General features: G+C 69.3%; 14 protein-coding genes. 1 reads left to right on the top strand and 13 read right to left on the bottom strand.

Annotation, left to right across the window (positions count from 1 at the left end; all coding sequences use genetic code 11):
* The 13 genes from recN to BMZ25_RS11610 form a co-directional block, all read right to left on the bottom strand.
* Nucleotides 1-1,650: a DNA repair protein RecN gene (gene recN, locus BMZ25_RS11670; protein ID WP_092693768.1), complete on the bottom strand. Its 1,650-nt coding sequence runs from the start codon at nucleotides 1,648-1,650 to the stop codon at nucleotides 1-3.
* Between the two features lie 29 nt (nucleotides 1,651-1,679).
* Nucleotides 1,680-2,531 carry an outer membrane protein assembly factor BamD gene (locus BMZ25_RS11665; RefSeq protein WP_092693766.1) on the bottom strand — a complete coding sequence of 284 codons (852 nt, stop codon included), beginning with the start codon at nucleotides 2,529-2,531 and terminating at the stop codon, nucleotides 1,680-1,682.
* A gap of 115 nt (nucleotides 2,532-2,646) precedes the next feature.
* Nucleotides 2,647-3,567, bottom strand: a complete 921-nt coding sequence (gene lpxC, locus BMZ25_RS11660) for a UDP-3-O-acyl-N-acetylglucosamine deacetylase (protein ID WP_092694109.1) — start codon at nucleotides 3,565-3,567, stop codon at nucleotides 2,647-2,649.
* Nucleotides 3,568-3,789: 222 nt separating this feature from the next.
* Nucleotides 3,790-5,469, bottom strand: coding sequence for a cell division protein FtsZ (ftsZ, locus tag BMZ25_RS11655; protein ID WP_092693764.1), 1,680 nt, complete (start codon nucleotides 5,467-5,469; stop codon nucleotides 3,790-3,792).
* A 179-nt stretch (nucleotides 5,470-5,648) separates the two neighbouring features.
* Nucleotides 5,649-6,983 carry a cell division protein FtsA gene (gene ftsA, locus BMZ25_RS11650; RefSeq protein ID WP_092693762.1) on the bottom strand — a complete coding sequence of 445 codons (1,335 nt, stop codon included), beginning with the start codon at nucleotides 6,981-6,983 and terminating at the stop codon, nucleotides 5,649-5,651.
* On the bottom strand, nucleotides 6,980-7,852 hold the full coding sequence (locus BMZ25_RS11645; protein ID WP_235859852.1) for a cell division protein FtsQ/DivIB: 873 nt from the start codon (nucleotides 7,850-7,852) through the stop codon (nucleotides 6,980-6,982). The genes ftsA and BMZ25_RS11645 overlap by 4 nt, the downstream gene beginning before the upstream one ends.
* A complete protein-coding gene (locus tag BMZ25_RS11640) occupies nucleotides 7,840-8,769 on the bottom strand; it encodes a D-alanine--D-alanine ligase (RefSeq protein WP_092693760.1) in 930 nt (309 codons plus the stop codon). Before BMZ25_RS11640 ends, BMZ25_RS11645 begins: the two co-directional genes overlap by 13 nt.
* Nucleotides 8,770-8,819: 50 nt before the next feature.
* Nucleotides 8,820-9,767 carry a UDP-N-acetylmuramate dehydrogenase gene (gene murB / locus BMZ25_RS11635; RefSeq protein ID WP_268874213.1) on the bottom strand — a complete coding sequence of 316 codons (948 nt, stop codon included), beginning with the start codon at nucleotides 9,765-9,767 and terminating at the stop codon, nucleotides 8,820-8,822.
* A gap of 60 nt (nucleotides 9,768-9,827) precedes the next feature.
* Entirely contained in the window at nucleotides 9,828-10,073 is a 246-nt protein-coding gene (locus BMZ25_RS11630) for a DUF2484 family protein (RefSeq protein WP_328586856.1), read from the bottom strand.
* Between the two features lie 2 nt (nucleotides 10,074-10,075).
* Nucleotides 10,076-10,318 carry a DUF2484 family protein gene (locus BMZ25_RS11625; RefSeq protein ID WP_235859851.1) on the bottom strand — a complete coding sequence of 81 codons (243 nt, stop codon included), beginning with the start codon at nucleotides 10,316-10,318 and terminating at the stop codon, nucleotides 10,076-10,078.
* Between the two features lie 10 nt (nucleotides 10,319-10,328).
* A complete protein-coding gene (murC, locus tag BMZ25_RS11620) occupies nucleotides 10,329-11,741 on the bottom strand; it encodes a UDP-N-acetylmuramate--L-alanine ligase (protein WP_092693756.1) in 1,413 nt (470 codons plus the stop codon).
* Nucleotides 11,738-12,841: a UDP-N-acetylglucosamine--N-acetylmuramyl-(pentapeptide) pyrophosphoryl-undecaprenol N-acetylglucosamine transferase gene (locus BMZ25_RS11615; RefSeq protein ID WP_092693754.1), complete on the bottom strand. Its 1,104-nt coding sequence runs from the start codon at nucleotides 12,839-12,841 to the stop codon at nucleotides 11,738-11,740. Before BMZ25_RS11615 ends, murC begins: the two co-directional genes overlap by 4 nt.
* Nucleotides 12,841-14,007 carry a peptidoglycan glycosyltransferase FtsW gene (locus tag BMZ25_RS11610; protein WP_092693752.1) on the bottom strand — a complete coding sequence of 389 codons (1,167 nt, stop codon included), beginning with the start codon at nucleotides 14,005-14,007 and terminating at the stop codon, nucleotides 12,841-12,843. The genes BMZ25_RS11615 and BMZ25_RS11610 overlap by 1 nt, the downstream gene beginning before the upstream one ends.
* A 149-nt stretch (nucleotides 14,008-14,156) precedes the next feature.
* On the opposite strand from BMZ25_RS11610, the gene BMZ25_RS11605 reads away from it, so the two are divergent.
* Complete coding sequence (locus BMZ25_RS11605) at nucleotides 14,157-15,359, top strand: BaiN/RdsA family NAD(P)/FAD-dependent oxidoreductase (RefSeq protein ID WP_092693750.1); 1,203 nt, start codon at nucleotides 14,157-14,159, stop codon at nucleotides 15,357-15,359.
* Nucleotides 15,360-15,408 lie beyond the last annotated feature (49 nt).

Below are 15,408 nucleotides of genomic sequence, written 5' to 3'. Positions count from 1 at the left end.
CTATCCCGCCAGCAGCGCCTTGGCCGCGCCCCGCGCCTCGTCGGTGACGGTGTCGCCGGCGAGCATGCGGGCGATCTCGTCCACGCGGTCGCCGGCGTCCAGCGGCACGACGGTCGAGGTCGTGGTGTCGTCCGCGACGCGTTTCTCCACGCGCCAGTGATGCGCCCCCAGCGCGGCGACCTGCGGCGAGTGGGTGACGACCAGCACCTGCCCCCGCTCGGCCAGCGCCGACAGCCGCCGGCCCACGGCCGCCGCCGTCGCGCCGCCGACACCGCGGTCGATCTCGTCGAAGATCATCGTCAGGCCCTCGGCGTTCTGCGTCAGGCAGACCTTGAGTGCCAGCAGGAAGCGGCTGAGCTCGCCGCCCGAGGCGATCTTGCTCAGCGCCCCCGGCGGGGCGCCCGGATTGGTGGCGACGGTGAAGGTAACGGAGTCCTGGCCTTCGGGGCCCGGCTCGGTTTCCTCGATCACGGTGCGAAAGACCGCGCGCTCCATCTTGAGCGGCGCAAGTTCGTCGGCCATCGCGGTATCGAGCCGCCGGGCGGCGATGGCGCGGGTCTCGGACAGGTCGGAAGCGGCGGCGTCGTAATGGCCCCGCGCCTCGGTCACGGCGGCCCGGCGCGCGGCGATGTCCGCGTCGCCCGCGTCGATCGCCGCCAGTCTTGTGCGCAGGTCGTCGGCGAAACCGCCCAGCTCGTCGGCGAGGACGTCGTGCTTGCGCGCCAGGGCGCGGATCGCGAAGAGACGTTCCTCGGTCCGCTCCAGGGCATAGGGGTCGATCTCGAGCGCATTGAGGCAATCGGACACGCCCTGCTCGGCCTCGCCGAGCGCCTCCATCGCGCGTTCCAGGGCAGCGAGCGGCGCGTCCAGCCGGCCCTCGACCGCCTCGTTCGCCCCGTCGATCCAGCGGGAGGCGTCGTTCAAGAGCGCCTCGGCCCCCTCGCCCCCCAGCGCCTGAAGCGCGCGGGCCACGTCGCCGCGCACGCGCTCGGCCGCCTGCATCGCGCGGCGTTCGCTGTCCAGCCGCTCTTCTTCGCCCGGCTGCGGATCCAGTTCGTCGAGTTCGGCAACCGCGTGGCGCAGGTATTCTTCCTCGGCCCGCGACTGTTCCAGCGCGCTCTCGGCCGTGGTCAGATCGGACTGGGCGGTGGCCAGCGCCCGCCACGCCGTGCGTACCGCGACGAGCTGATCCTCGGCCCCGGCGAACGTGTCGAGCAGCTGGCGGTGGCCGCGCGCGTTCAGAAGGCCGCGATCGTCGTGCTGACCGTGCAGTTCCACCAGCGTATCGGACAGCCGCCGCAGCACCTCGCCGCTGGCCCGCCGGTCGTTGACCCAGGCCGTCTTGCGCCCCTCGGCAGTGTTCACGCGCCGCAGGATCAGTTCGTCCCCCGCGTCGATGCCGGCCTCCTGCAGTACCGCCCGCGCCGGGTGATCAGGCGCCAGGTCGAACACCGCCGTCACCTCGCCCTGGCTGGCACCCTGCCGGACCAGATCGGCCCGGCCCCGCCAGCCCAGAACGAATCCCAGCGAATCCAGAAGGATGGACTTTCCCGCGCCGGTCTCGCCCGTCAGCACGTTGAGACCCGGCTGGAAGTCGAGTTCCAGCCGGTCGATCAGCAGCATGTCCCGGATGTCGAGGCCACGCAGCATGATGGTTCAGACGGGTCGGGTCTGGAGGATCACAGCCATTCGCCGCGGATCACCTGGCGGTAGACCGTGCGCAGCCAGCTGTCGCCCGTGGGCTCCAGCGTCAGACCGCGGCCGGTGAGCAGCGCGTAGCTGTCCTCGTACCACTCGGTGCCCTGGTAGTTGTAGCCCAGGATGGCCCCCGCCGTGCGCGCCTCGTCCTCGAGCCCCAGCGCGAGATAGCTTTCCACCAGCCGGTGCAGCGCTTCGGGCGTGTGCGTCGTGGTCTGGAAGTCCTCGACGACGACCCGGAAACGGTTGATCGCGGCGGTGTAGTGCTTGCGCTTGAGGTAATAGCGCCCGATCTCCATCTCCTTGCCGGCGAGGTGATCGAAGGCCAGGTCGAACTTGAGGACCGCCGAGTTCGTGTACTCGCTCTCGGGATAGCGCTCGATCACGTCGCGCAGCGCCTGGAGCGCCTGGAAGGTCAGGCCCTGGTCCCGGCCGACATCGTCGATCTGGTCGTAATAGCTGAGCGCGAGCAGATACTGCGCGTAAGCGGCATCCTCGTCCGCGGGGTAGAAGTCGATGTAACGCTGCGCCGCCGCCCGCGAGTTCTGGTAATCGCGGTCCCGGTGATAGGACATCGCCTGCATGATCAGCGCACGCTTGGCCCACTCGGAATACGGATAGAGCCGCTCGACCTCGCCGAAGTAGCGGGCAGCTTCCTCGGGATCGTCATTCTCGAGCTGAAGCTCGGCGCGCTGGTAGATCTCGGCTGCCGACAGGGAGTCCAGCGGCTGTTGCCGGCTGGCCACGCCATCGCCGATCCCGCACGAGGCCAGTCCCACGCAGAAAGCCGTGGCGATCAAGACCTTGCCCGTCATTCCCTGGCCTGTCCCCATGGCTGCACCCCTTGCGACCTTATCTTCCCGCAGAGCATGTCCGCAGTCTTGGCGAGGGTCTAGCACAGAAAAAATCGGGGCAAAACGCCTTTGCGCCGGCCGGCGCCGACGCAGGTCAGGCGACCGCCGCGAGGTCGGCACGGGACACGCCGCTGCCCGGCAGGCGCGCGGCATTGTCGGCGTCGACTTCGATCATGCGCACGGCGCCCGGACGGGCAAACAACGCGCGCAGCAGGGCGTTGGTCATCGCGTGCCCGCCACGGATCGAGGTGTAGCGTCCCAGAAGCGGCCCGCCCGCCAGCGCGAGGTCGCCGAGCGCGTCGAGCATCTTGTGACGCACCGCCTCGTCGCGGCGGCGCAGGCCACCGGGCGTGAGGATGCGGTCACCGTCGACGACCACGGCGTTGTCATAGGTGCCGCCAAGGGCGAGGCCCTGGGCGCGCATCGCCTCGACATCCGCCTCGCGGCAGAATGTGCGGCAATCCGCCAGTTCATAGAGAAAGCGCCCGTTGGCCAGGTCGAAGCGCCGCTGCTGCCGGCCGATGGCGGCATCGGGGAAGTCGATGGTGAAATCGATCTCGAGGCAGTCCGACGGCTCGAGCCGCGCCACGGCGTCTCCGTTGCGCACCTCGACCCGCTCCATCACCTGCAGGGCGCGGATCGGCGTGCGCAGCGTCCGCAGGCCACGGCCCAGCAGAGCGGCGACGAACGGCGCGGAGGATCCGTCAAGGATCGGAACCTCGGGACCGTCGATCTCGATCAGGGCATTGTGCAGACCGATGCCGGCGATGGCGGCCATGATGTGCTCGACGGTCGAGACGGACACGCCGTCGCCGTTGGACAGGGCGGTGCAGAGCTTGGCCGAGTGCACGGCATCCCAACGCGCAGGGATGAGGGGATCACGCCCGGAGACATCCGTGCGGCAGAACCAGATGCCGTATTCGGACGACGCGGGACGAACCACCATGCGAACGGGCTTGCCAGAGTGGAGACCGGTTCCTTCGAAGGTCACCGCCGATTTCAGCGTCGTCTGCATCATTGCCCGTATCCCGTCGTGCTCGCGTCTTTTTTCTTCATGGTCAGCTAAGCGCCTAACGGTTTCGACACAATTCAATCTTTGTGACGGGCTGAAACAGGACGAATCGCCGTCGGCGGCGACTTGCACAGATCCCGCAATCCCGATCGCAACACGCTGGTCTCAAACGAAAAAAGGGCCGGCTTTCGCCGGCCCTCCCGTTCACGTCCGTGAGTGAAAACCTCAGTTTGCCTGGCGGCGCAGGAAGGCCGGGATCTCGATCCGCTCCTGCTCGGCCGAGTTCTCGTCCTGGGCCTCGGGCTGTTGCGCGGGCTGCTGGCCGCCGCGTAGCGGAGGCTGCTGGCGACGCTGCGCCGGCTGCTGGCCCTGCGGCTGGCCGCGGCCCTGCTGGGTTTCCGCCTCGTGACCGGTCATGCGGTTGATCAGAGAGTTGATCCCGAAGCGCGGACGTTCGGCCGCGGGATGCTGCTCGACGTTGCCGCCCTGGGGCTGGCGCGCGGCCGGCTGCTGCTCCTGCGGGGCGCGCTCTTCGCCGGCCGGCGTCTTGCGCACGGCCTGCTGCAGGCGGGCGAGCGCCTCGGGCGAGGGCTGGCCGGGGGCCTGGGCACGGGGCTGCGCGGCCTCTTCGGACTGCGCCGCGGCAGGCTGCTGCTCGTGGCGCGGCTGGTAGGCCGGCGGCGGCAGGTCGTCGCTCGCCTCGGGGCGGCCGCCGGTGTTGCGGAAGTTGTCCGCGCCGTGCGGCTCGGCGACGGGCGCAGAGGCCACGTCATCGAAGAAGTCGCGGTCGAACTCGCGGCCGCGAGCGGCGGGAGCCTGCGTCGGCTGATCCTCGGCGACCTCGGTGGGCGCTTCCTCAATCGCGGCCTCGACATGGGTGGGCTGCTGAAGCGGCTCGGACAGGCGGCGGCGCGGCAGCGGGACATCGCCCTGGCTGGCGGTCGCGTCGATCCCGGTGGCCACGACGCTGACGCGCATCCGGCCCTCCATCGTGTCGTCCAGCGTCGAGCCAACGATGATATTGGCGTCCTGGTCGACTTCCTCGCGGATGCGGTTCGCCGACTCGTCCAGTTCGAACAGGGTCAGGTCGGTGCCGCCGGTGACGTTGATGAGCACGCCCTTGGCGCCGCGCAGGCTGATTTCGTCCAGCAGCGGGTTGGCGATCGCCTTCTCGGCGGCCTGGATCGCGCGATCCTCGCCCTCGCCCTCGCCGGTGCCCATCATCGCCTTGCCCATCTCGTCCATGACGGCGCGGACGTCGGCGAAGTCCAGGTTGATCAGGCCCGGACGAACCATCAGGTCGGTCACGCCCTTCACGCCCTGGTACAGCACGTCATCGGCCATCGAGAACGCCTCGGTGAAGGTCGTCTTCTCGTTGGCGAGGCGGAACAGGTTCTGGTTCGGAATGATGATCAGCGTGTCGACCATCCGCTGCAGGCACTCGACGCCCTCTTCGGCCTGGCGCATCCGCTTGGTGCCCTCGAACTGGAAGGGCTTGGTCACGACACCGACGGTCAGCACGCCCAGCTCACGCGCAGCCTGCGCGATGATCGGCGCGGCGCCCGTCCCGGTGCCGCCGCCCATCCCGGCGGTGATGAAGCACATGTGCGCGCCGGCAAGGTGATCAACGATCTGTTCGATTGACTCCTCGGCCGCGGCGGCACCGACCGAGGGGCGCGCGCCCGCGCCCAGGCCCTCGGTGACCTTGGTGCCGATCTGGACCTTCGCCGGAGCCGTGGATTGCTGCAGCGCCTGGGCGTCGGTGTTGGCCACCACGAACTCGACCCCGTCGAGCTGCTTGGCGATCATGTTGTTGACCGCGTTGCCGCCGGCGCCGCCCACACCAAACACGGTGATCCGCGGCTTCAGCTCATCCTGTTCGGGCATCATGAGATTCAAGGTCATCGATATGTCCGCCTGTCGTTTTCCGGGCCCCCTGTCCGCCGGAGCCATCTGCCATGATTTCAATAAATCCTAACTGTCTGCGGCCGTTGCGTCACCCAAAAAACACAGATCTACTACAGAATATGGAAAACTATTGGCAATGATCCGCTGAGTGTCCGCAATGCATCAAGATATTGCGACTACCAATTGTCTTTGAACCATTTTACCGCGCGCTTCAGCGAGCGGGCGGGGTAACGATCGGCCGGAATGGCGAAATCCCACCACTCGTCCTGCGGATGCGCGGCAAACAGGCACAGGCCCACCGCGCTGGCAAAGGCCGCCCCCGTGGCCGCTTGCGGCAGCCCGTGGACCCGTAGCGGACGGCCGATTCGCACCTGCTGACCCAGAATCTTGGGGGCCAGCGTGTCGAGACCGGGGATCTGGCTGCCACCACCGGTCAGCACGATCTGCTGGCTTGGCAGGTGCTCGAACCCGGCCGCGTCGAGGCGCGAGCGCACCTCTTCGAGGATCTCCTCGACCCGAGGCCGCATGATCCCGATCAGTTCCGCGCGGCTCACGGTGCGGCGATCGAGTTCCCAGTCGCCGGTCTCGCCGCCGATCTCGATCATCTCGCGGTCGTCCATGCCGGTCGCCACGGCGCCGCCGTAGAAGGTCTTGATGCGCTCGGCTGTCGCCAGCGGCACCTGGAGCCCCTTGGAAATGTCCGACGTCACGTGATCGCCGCCCATCCGCACGCTGTCCGCATAGATCATGTGCTTCTTCATGAACACCGACAGCCCGGTCGCGCCGCCGCCCATGTCGATGCAGGCCGCGCCCAGCTCCTGCTCGTCCTCGACCAGAGACGAGATCCCCGAGACATAGGCGCCGCTGGCGAGCCCGGCGAGCTCCAGGTCGCAGCGCTTGAGGCAGTAGATCAGGTGTTCGATCAGGGCGCCGTTCACCGTCAGCAGGTGCATGTCGCAGGCCAGCCGGTTGCCGATCTGCCCTCGCGGATCGTTCAGGCCCGAGCGGTGGTCGAGGGCAAAGTTCACCGGCTGCGCGTGCAGGACCTCTCTACCCTGCCCGAAATCGGGCACGTCGCAGGCCGCCAGGACCCGTGCCACATCGGCGTCCTGGACGGGATGACCGTCGAGCTCGGTCTCGCCCGCCAGCCCGTAGGACCGCGGATCGCCGCCAGCGACGCAGGCGATGACGTGGTCGACCCGGACATCGGCCATCTTCTGCGCCGCCTGCACGGCGGTGCGGATCGCCCTCTCCGTCTCGGCCATCGCCTCGATCTCGCCGAAACGCATGCCGCGCGCCCGCGTCGTCGCCGCGCCGATCACCCGGAACGAGGATTGCCCGGCCAGCGAGCCGATCCCGTCGTTGCCGCGGGTGCGGCCAGGACCGTCGAAGCGCAGGACAAGGCAGGCGATCTTGCTGGTGCCGACATCGAGAATGGCGATCACGCCCCGCTGCATCGCCGCCGTACGCATCGCGCGCATCGCCCGCTGGGACTGGTAGAGATCCGTCATTCCGTGGTCGCTCCCGCTTGGTTCGCACTAATCCGGCGCAGTTCTGTGGCGGTGGTGTCGGCCATCCGCACCGTCGGCCGCTGCACGTTGCGCATGTCGACATGGGTGACGGCCCGGCTCAGCAGGTCCTGCGCCATGTCCATCGCGATGACCCGCTCCAGCGCCTGCACCGGCTCGGTCTCCGGCAGCGCGATGCGCTGATCGCGGTCGAGCACTACGTCCCAGCGCCGCTCGCCGACCCGCAACAAGCCGCGAATCCGGTGGTCGATCGGCGCCGCCACGTCCAGAAGCGCCCGCGCCTCGGCCACGCGCTGATCCGCGCCGCGCCCGACGATCAGCGGCAGGTCCTGCCGTGCCTGACGGTGCCGCACCGGCATGACCGGATGCCCCGTCTCGTCCAGCAGCTCCAGCCCCTCGGCGTTGCGCCAGACGATGACGGGCTGTCGCTCGTCCACCGACACCTGCAACACGCCGCCGGGACGCACGCGCAGTTCGGCGCTCTTGACCGCGTCCAGCTGCTGCACCTTCGCCTGCATGTCGGGAAGGTCGAGATCGAAGGACGACATCGGCAGGTCGACCGGGATCACCTCTCGGATGGTCTCGGCCAGCACCGGCGAGGCACCATCGACGGCCATCAGCTTGACCATGAATTCCGGGCGCTGCTGGATCTCGGCCTTCAGGTCGTCGACCCACAGCCGCACTGCCTCGCGCCGCTCCTGGTCGGCGGCCAGGATCCCGACCGTGCCGATCACCGCGAGGCAGGGCAGCCCCGTGCGCAGGAACCGCCGGAAGCCCGGCGTCAGCATCAGCCGCTGAAGCCGGTACGCCAGGCGCGACGGCGCGGGATCGCGGGGGCCTACCGGTGACACGACGCGTCCTCCACCAGAAAGCGGCACAGCGTGCCAAAGCCCATGCCCACATGTGCCGCCTGTTCCGGCGTCAGCGAGGTGGGCGTCATGCCCGGCTGGGTGTTCGTCTCGAGCAGGACCAGCCCGTCGACGCCGCGCGACTCGTCCCAGCGGAAATCCGTGCGGCTTAGGCCGCGGCAGCCGAGCGCCGTGTGGGCCTGTTCGGCATGGGCGAGGCAGGCGTCGAACACGTCCTTCGGCACGTCCGCCGGAAGTTCGTGACGCGACCCGCCGGGCAGGTACTTGGCTTCGTAGTCGTACCAGCCGTCGGTGATGATGTCGGTCACCGTCAGCGCCTTTGGCCCCTCACCCGGCCGCTCGACCACGGTGGTCGTCATCTCGCGGCCCGGCGCGAAGCGCTCGACCATGACGATCTCGGGCATGTCCGGCGCCAGCGCGGGCGGGCCGTTCGCCGCCTCGTGCACGAGGTAGACGCCGACCGACGAGCCTTCGTTGTAGGGCTTCACGACATAGGGCGGATCCATCACGTGCCGCGCGCGCACGTCGTCGGCCGATGCCAGAAGAGAGGGCACGACAGGAAGACCGGCGCTGCGATAGGCGTCCTTGGTACGCTCCTTGTCCATCGCGAGCGCCGAGGACAGAACGCCGGAATGAGTATAGGGCAGGCCGATCCACTCTAGCAGGCCCTGGACGCAACCGTCCTCGCCCCACCGGCCGTGCAGCGCGTTGAAGGCGACATCGGGGGCAATCTCGGACAGCCGTGCGGCAAGGTCCGGACCCGCGTCCAGTTCGATCACCTCGAAGCCTTCGCCCCGCAGCGCGGTCGCGCATTCGCGCCCGGATGACAGGGACACCTCGCGTTCTGCCGAGGGCCCGCCCATCAGTACCGCCACCTTGGGGGTTGCCCTGCTCGACATACCCGCCACTCGTGCTGAGGGCCTTTTTGTGCGGCCCTTGTTTTCGTTGCCTAGTCGTCTGCCTCAGGGGCCGGTTCGCCGACCCTCATCACTTCCCATTCTAGCGAAATTCCAGTGGTTTGGAATACCTTTTCGCGCACCGTCTCGCCGAGCCCCTCCAGATCGGCCGCCGTGGCGCCGCCCGTGTTGATGAGAAAGTTCGAATGTTTCTCGCTCATCATGGCGCCGCCCACCTGCGCGCCGCGCATCCCGGCCTCGTCGATCAGCTTCCACGCCTTGAGATCATGGGTGTCGTCGGCCCGCCCGGTCGAGGAATACCCCGCCGGATTGCGGAAGGTGGAGCCCGCCGTGCGCTCCTTCGAGGGCTGGCTCTCATCGCGACGGGCGATCTGTTCGGCCATGGTCGCCTCGAGCGTCGCGGGATCGCCGGCCGGCGCCTCGAACACGGCCTGCGTCAGGACCCAGCCTTCGGGAAGGTCGCTGCTGCGGTAGGCGAGGTTCAGCTCATCGCGGCTCAGCGTTACCACCCTGCCCTCGCGCGTGACGGCCTGCACCTCGACGAGGCGGTCCGCGACATAGGTGCCGTAGCAGCCCGCGTTCATCCGCACCGCGCCGCCGATCGCGCCGGGAATCGTGCGCAAGAAGGTCAGGTCGACGCCCGCCTCCGCGGCCCTCCGCGCGACATGCGAATCCAGCGCGGCGGCGCCGGCGGTGACACGGGTGCCGTCGATCTCGATCCCGTTGAAGCCGCGGCCCAGCCGGATCACGGCCGCGCGAAGGCCGCCGTCGCGCACGATCAGGTTCGAGCCGACGCCCATCGGAAAGACCGGCACGGACGGGTCGAGCGCTGCGAGGAAGCCGCAGAGATCGTCCAGGCTCGCCGGCTGCACCAGCCAGTCCGCCGGTCCGCCGACGCGCAGCCAGGTCAGCCCGGAGAGGTCGCGATCCGGGGTCACGCGGCCTTCGATCTCGGGCAGGATCTGTTTCTGGTCGTTCATCTCGTTCCCTTCCGCAGCGCCGCTCCGGTCTGCCATGGCGGCGGTGATCATGCCAGTGGCTCAGCGGCGTCGCGCGGTGCGGACCAGCCACGCGCCGAGATGGCGCACGGGCCACCGCAGCACCGACAGCCCGGCCACGAAGAACAGCGCGCCGAGCCACATCCCCTCCGCCCAAGCGACCCAGACCAGGATCGGGACACCGGCGGCGATCAGCGCCATCGCCTCGGGCCAGTGGTTCCGCCGGCTCGGCCGCATCGCCAGCAGGTTCGCCACGATGCACCAGAGGCAGGCCAGGACGAGCGCCATCGTCACGCCCGCCCCGCCAGGCGCCGCGCCAGCGCCACCAGGGGCCGCCGGAACATCGAGGCGATGGCCAGCGCGGCCGCAAGCGCCGCCAGGGGACCGAGCGCACGGGCCAGAAGACCCGCCAGCACGATCCCGGCGACCAGCAGCACCGAACCGGGAAGATACTGCCAGCGCATCGGCAGCATCGACACGCCCACCGCCGCGAGCACCCACAGGCACGCCGCGACGCCGAGCCAGCCCGTCACCGCACCGGCCTCACGAGGCCTTGCGCTGAAGCCGTCCCGGCAGATTGTTCGCCCAGGCGCTGATGGTCCCCGCGCCGAGACAGACCACCATGTCGCCCGGCACCGCCTGCTCGCGCACCAGCCGCTCGAGGTCGTCCTCGGAGTTGATCGCCCGCGCGTGGCGGTGACCGTGCCGGATCAGGCCCGAGACGAGCTCGTCCCGGCTGGCGCCGGGGATCGGGTCCTCTCCGGCGGAATAGACATCCGCGATGGCGACGACGTCGGCCTCGTTGAAGCAGCCGCAGAAATCGTCGAACAGCGAGGCAAGGCGCGAATAGCGGTGCGGCTGGTGCACCGCGATCACCCGCCCCTGGGTGGCCTGCCGCGCGGCCTTCAGCACCGCCGCGATCTCGACCGGATGATGGCCGTAATCGTCGATGATGGCGACCCCGTCGACCTCTCCCACGCGGGTGAAGCGACGGTTCACGCCGCCGAACCCGGCCAGCGCCTCGCGGATCTCCGACCCCTTCATGCCCAGATGCCGCGCCACCGCCACGGCGGCGAGGCAGTTCGACACGTTGTGGTCGCCCGGCATCGGCAGGGTGCAGCCCTCGATCAGCACGCCCTCGGCCTGCAGCGCGATGTCGAACTGCGCGATCCCCTTGTCGTAGGTCAGGTTCACCGCCCGAACGTCGGCCTGCGCGTTGAACCCGAAGGTCACGACCCGGCGGTCGGTCACCTTGCCCACGAGGTTGCGCACCTCGGCATGGTCGGTGCAGCAGACGGCCAGCCCGTAGAACGGGATGTTCGAGACGAAGTCGTAGAACCCCTCGCGCAGCCGGTCGAAGTCGCCCCAGTGCTCCATGTGCTCGGGGTCGATGTTGGTGACGATGGCGATCGTCGCCGGCAGGCGGTTGAAGGTGCCGTCGCTCTCGTCGGCCTCGACCACCATCCAGTCGCCCTCGCCCACGCGGGCGTTCGAGCCATAGGCATGGATGATCCCGCCGTTGATTACAGTGGGATCGATCCCGCCGGCGTCCAGCAGGGTCGCGACCATCGTGGTCGTGGTCGTCTTGCCGTGCGTGCCGCCGACGGCGATGTTCGATTTCAGGCGCATCAGCTCGGCCAGCATCTCGGCGCGGCGCACCACAGGCAGCCCCGAGGCGCGGGCGGCGTCGAGCTCGGGGTTGCCCGGCTTGATGGCGGACGAGATCACCACGACCTCGGCGGTGTCCAGATTCTCGGCCCGTTGACCGACGAAGATCCGCGCGCCCAGTTCCTCGAGCCGCTCGGTGATCTTCGATCCCTTCAGGTCCGATCCCTGCACGCTGTAGCCATGATTGAGAAGAACCTCGGCGATGCCCGACATGCCGATCCCGCCGATGCCGACGAAGTGGATCGGGCCCATCTCGGTGGGGAGCTTGGTGACGGCGGCGGCGTTCATGACGTCTCTTTCCGGCTGAGGGTTTCGACCATCGCGACAAGGCGGTCGGTTGCGTCCGGACGCCCCAACGCGAGCGCGTTGCGCGACATCTGCGCGGCCCCGTCGGGGTCGGTCAGGACCGTTGCGATGTGCTCTGACAACGTTGCCGCGTCAAGCTTGGATTCGGGGATTCGGATCGCCGCGCCGCCTTCGGTCAGGGCGCGGGCATTGGCGTTCTGGTGGTCGGCCGCCGCCGCCGCGAAGGGCACGAGGATCGCCGGCCGCCCGATCACGGTCAGGTCGGCGACCGAAGAGGCGCCGGCACGGCTGATGACCAGTTGCGCCTCGCTCATCCGGCGCGGGATGTCCGAAAAGAACGGCTCGACCTCGGCATCGATGCCCCGCTCCTCGTAGAAGGCGCGCACGCGGTCCAGGTCCTCGGGGCGTGCCTGCTGGCTGACGCGGAGATTGCGGCGCAGCGCCTCCGGCAGCGCCTCGACCGCGCCGGGCACCACGTCGCTGAGGATCCGCGCGCCCTGGCTGCCGCCGATCACGAGGAGCGACATCGGATACTCGCCCGGCGGAATATAACCTGCGCCGGCCCGCTCGTACACCGCGGCGCGCACCGGGTTGCCGGTATGCTCGGCCTCGACGCCCTCGGGCAACGGCGTCGGCCATGTGCCGCAGGCGACCGCGTCCACCCGTGGCGCGAAGAGCCGGTTCACCTGTCCCAGCACGCCGTTCTGTTCATGGATCATCCGCGGGATGCGCAGGATCGTGGCCGCCGACAGCGCCGGGATCGTCGGATACCCGCCGAACCCCACGACGATGTCCGGCCGGTCCCGCAGCAGGCTGACGACCGCCGCCGCGATGCCGCCGCCGATGCGGGGCCCGACCGCCAACTTCGCCGGCAGGCCGCCACGTGCAAAGGTCGCGCTCGAGACCGTCCGCCGCTCGACCGCGTCGGGGAAGCCCCCGGCATAGCGTGCGCCGCGCGGATCGGTCATCAGCGCCACCCGCCAGCCGCGCGCAAGCAGCGCCTCGGCCAGCGCCTGGGCGGGGAACATGTGCCCGCCGGTGCCGCCGGCGGCGATGATGATGAACGGGCTCCGCCCCGCCATCAGCGGCCGCGGCTCAACAGGATGTCACCGATCTCGCCCTGCGGCCGGGCGCGGGTGAAGGCCAGCAGCATGCCGACCATGATCCCCCCGGCGATCAGCGACGACCCGCCATAGCTGACGAAGGGCAGCGTCATGCCCTTCGCGGGCAGCAGCCGCACCGCAACGCCCATGTTGATCATCGCCTGCACGCCGAAGGTGCAGGCCAGGCCGGTGCCCGCCAGGCGGATGAACGGATCGCGCTCGCGCATCAGCCGGATCAGCGAGCGCACGACGATCGTAGTGTAGAGCGCGATGATGCACAGCACGAGGATCAACCCGTATTCCTCGGCCGCGACCGCGATGATGAAGTCGGTATGCGCATCCGGCAGCCATTGCTTGACCTGCCCCTCGCCCACGCCGACGCCCAGGAAGCCGCCCTCGCGGATCGCGTTCGTGGCATAGCCCAGCTGCGTCGTCGGATCGAGATCGGGCGAGAGAAAGCCGTCGATCCGCCGCGCGAAGTGCTCCGACGCGTTGTAGGCGAAGGTGCCCGCCCCCGCCACGAGAACCGCCAGCACCACCAGAAGCGTGATCGGCGCCCCGGCGACGAAGTACATCACCCCCCACGAGAACAGGACCAGGCAGGCCTGGCCGAAATCCGGCTGCATCGCCAGAAGCCCCACGATCGCCAGCGTCAGCCCCAGCGACAGGGACCGCCCCGGCGGTCCGTTCAAGTCCTGCGAGGCCGCCATCATCCAGGCCGCGACGACGACGAAACCGGGCTTGAGGAATTCCGACGGCTGCACCGAGGCGAAGCCAAGCGAGTACCAGCGCACCGCGCCCTTGCCGAAATCGGTCCCAAAGGCAGGCAGCATCGCCAGCGCCGCGAAGGCTCCGATGAAACCCAGCACCGCCAGGCGCCGCACCAGCTGCGGCGTCATCAGCGTGGTGACGAACAGCGTGATCAGCGCCGCCACGCCGAACACCGCCTGTCTCTGGACGTAATGGAATGGCTCGAACCCGTTGCGCGCCGCGAGCGGCGGCGACGAGGCCAGTCCCAGCAGGATACCCACGCCAAACAGCAGCAGGACACAGCTCAGCGACCACTTGTCGATCGTACGCCACCAGCGCGGCAGAATCGGTTCGCCGCTACGCGCCGGGATGGCGCCATAGACCATCTCAGTCATGGATGTCCTGCTCTGTACACTGCCTCGAACTGCCCGTTTTCCGGGTCTGATCGAGAGTGTAGCGGCCACAGCCGCCTCTGGCCAGCATTTGTGTCGCGACCGGCGCCCGCCAGCTTGCCGAATCCGCGACGGAATGGTCGAAGCGGACCATGGTGGAGAAACAGACCTGGACCACGCTCATTCTCGGCGCTGGCGCCGCCGGCATGATGTGCGCCGCCCATGCCGGGCCTGACGTGCTGGTGATCGACCACGCCAAGGCGCCGGGCGAGAAGATCCGCATCTCCGGCGGCGGGCGCTGCAACTTCACCAACATGCATGCCGCGCCCGACTGCTTCATCTCGGCGAACCCGCATTTCTGCAAATCCGCGCTCAGCCGCTACACGCAATGGGATTTCGTCGATCTCGTCGGCCGCCACGGGGTCGGGTGGCACGAAAAGACGCTGGGCCAGCTGTTCTGCGACCGCTCCGCCCGTGACGTCATCGCGATGCTGCGGGCCGAAATGGACGCGGCCGGCGCGACGCTGTGGCTCCGCACGTCCGTGATCGATGTCGACGCGACGCCCGAAGGCTTCCGCGTGAGCCTCGAGCGCGAAGGTGCGCGGGTCGAAATCCACGCCCGCAACCTCGTCCTCGCAACCGGCGGCAAGTCGATCCCCAAGATGGGGGCCACTGGGCTCGCCTACCGCCTGGCCCGACAGTTCGGCCTCGCCCTGACCGACATCCGCCCTGCCCTCGTCCCGCTGACCTTCGGTCCCGAGGCAGGCTTCGCCGAGCTCTCGGGCCTGTCGGTGCCCGCCCGCGTCTCCGCCGGCGGCACCGCCTTCGACGAGGCGCTCCTCTTCACCCATCGCGGCCTCTCCGGCCCCGCGATCCTGCAGGCGTCGAGTTACTGGCGCGACGGCGACGGCATCACCCTCGACCTCGCCCCCGGCACCGACCTTTCCGCGCGGCTGCGCGAGATGAAACGCGCCGGCGGGAAGCGCGCCCTTCACACTGCGCTGGCCGATCTCCTGCCCGCGCGCCTCGCGGCCGATCTCGCCCGGCGGCACGGGCTGACCGGCAACCTCGCCGACCAGAGCGACGCCCGCCTCGCCGGGATCGCCGAGGCGCTGTCCGCCTGGCACCTCGTCCCCACGGGCAGCGAAGGCTACCGCACCGCCGAGGTCACCTTGGGCGGGATCGACACAGACGGCCTCGACAGCAGGACGATGGCGGCTCGCCGGGTCCCCGGCCTCTACGCCATCGGCGAGGCCGTCGACGTCACCGGCTGGCTCGGCGGGTACAACTTCCAGTGGGCCTGGTCCTCGGGCTGGGCCGCAGGACAGGCCATCGCCGCCCGCTCGAGCACCTGACACCCCTCTTTGGTTCCAGAAATATCCCGGGGGTGTGGGGGCAGCGCCC

It is taken from the genome of Tranquillimonas rosea (genome assembly GCF_900111315.1).
GTDB lineage: Bacteria > Pseudomonadota > Alphaproteobacteria > Rhodobacterales > Rhodobacteraceae > Tranquillimonas > Tranquillimonas rosea.
Note: the sequence above shows the minus strand (reverse complement) of the source record. Positions and strands in the feature narration are given on the sequence as shown.

Excerpts from the sequence above, each read along its gene's own strand:
- BMZ25_RS11610 (WP_092693752.1), bottom strand. The coding sequence starts at position 14,007 with ATGACTGAGATGGTCTATGGCGCCATCCCGGCGCGTAGCGGCGAACCG.
- ftsZ (WP_092693764.1), bottom strand. The coding sequence starts at position 5,469 with ATGACCTTGAATCTCATGATGCCCGAACAGGATGAGCTGAAGCCGCGG.
- murC (WP_092693756.1), bottom strand. The coding sequence starts at position 11,741 with ATGAACGCCGCCGCCGTCACCAAGCTCCCCACCGAGATGGGCCCGATC.
- BMZ25_RS11630 (WP_328586856.1), bottom strand. The coding sequence starts at position 10,073 with ATGGCGCTCGTCCTGGCCTGCCTCTGGTGCATCGTGGCGAACCTGCTG.
- recN (WP_092693768.1), bottom strand. The coding sequence starts at position 1,650 with ATGCTGCGTGGCCTCGACATCCGGGACATGCTGCTGATCGACCGGCTG.
- BMZ25_RS11605 (WP_092693750.1), top strand. The coding sequence starts at position 14,157 with ATGGTGGAGAAACAGACCTGGACCACGCTCATTCTCGGCGCTGGCGCC.
- BMZ25_RS11640 (WP_092693760.1), bottom strand. The coding sequence starts at position 8,769 with ATGTCGAGCAGGGCAACCCCCAAGGTGGCGGTACTGATGGGCGGGCCC.
- BMZ25_RS11615 (WP_092693754.1), bottom strand. The coding sequence starts at position 12,841 with ATGGCGGGGCGGAGCCCGTTCATCATCATCGCCGCCGGCGGCACCGGC.
- lpxC (WP_092694109.1), bottom strand. The coding sequence starts at position 3,567 with ATGCAGACGACGCTGAAATCGGCGGTGACCTTCGAAGGAACCGGTCTC.
- BMZ25_RS11665 (WP_092693766.1), bottom strand. The coding sequence starts at position 2,531 with ATGGGGACAGGCCAGGGAATGACGGGCAAGGTCTTGATCGCCACGGCT.
- murB (WP_268874213.1), bottom strand. The coding sequence starts at position 9,767 with ATGAACGACCAGAAACAGATCCTGCCCGAGATCGAAGGCCGCGTGACC.
- ftsA (WP_092693762.1), bottom strand. The coding sequence starts at position 6,983 with ATGACGGATCTCTACCAGTCCCAGCGGGCGATGCGCGCGATGCGTACG.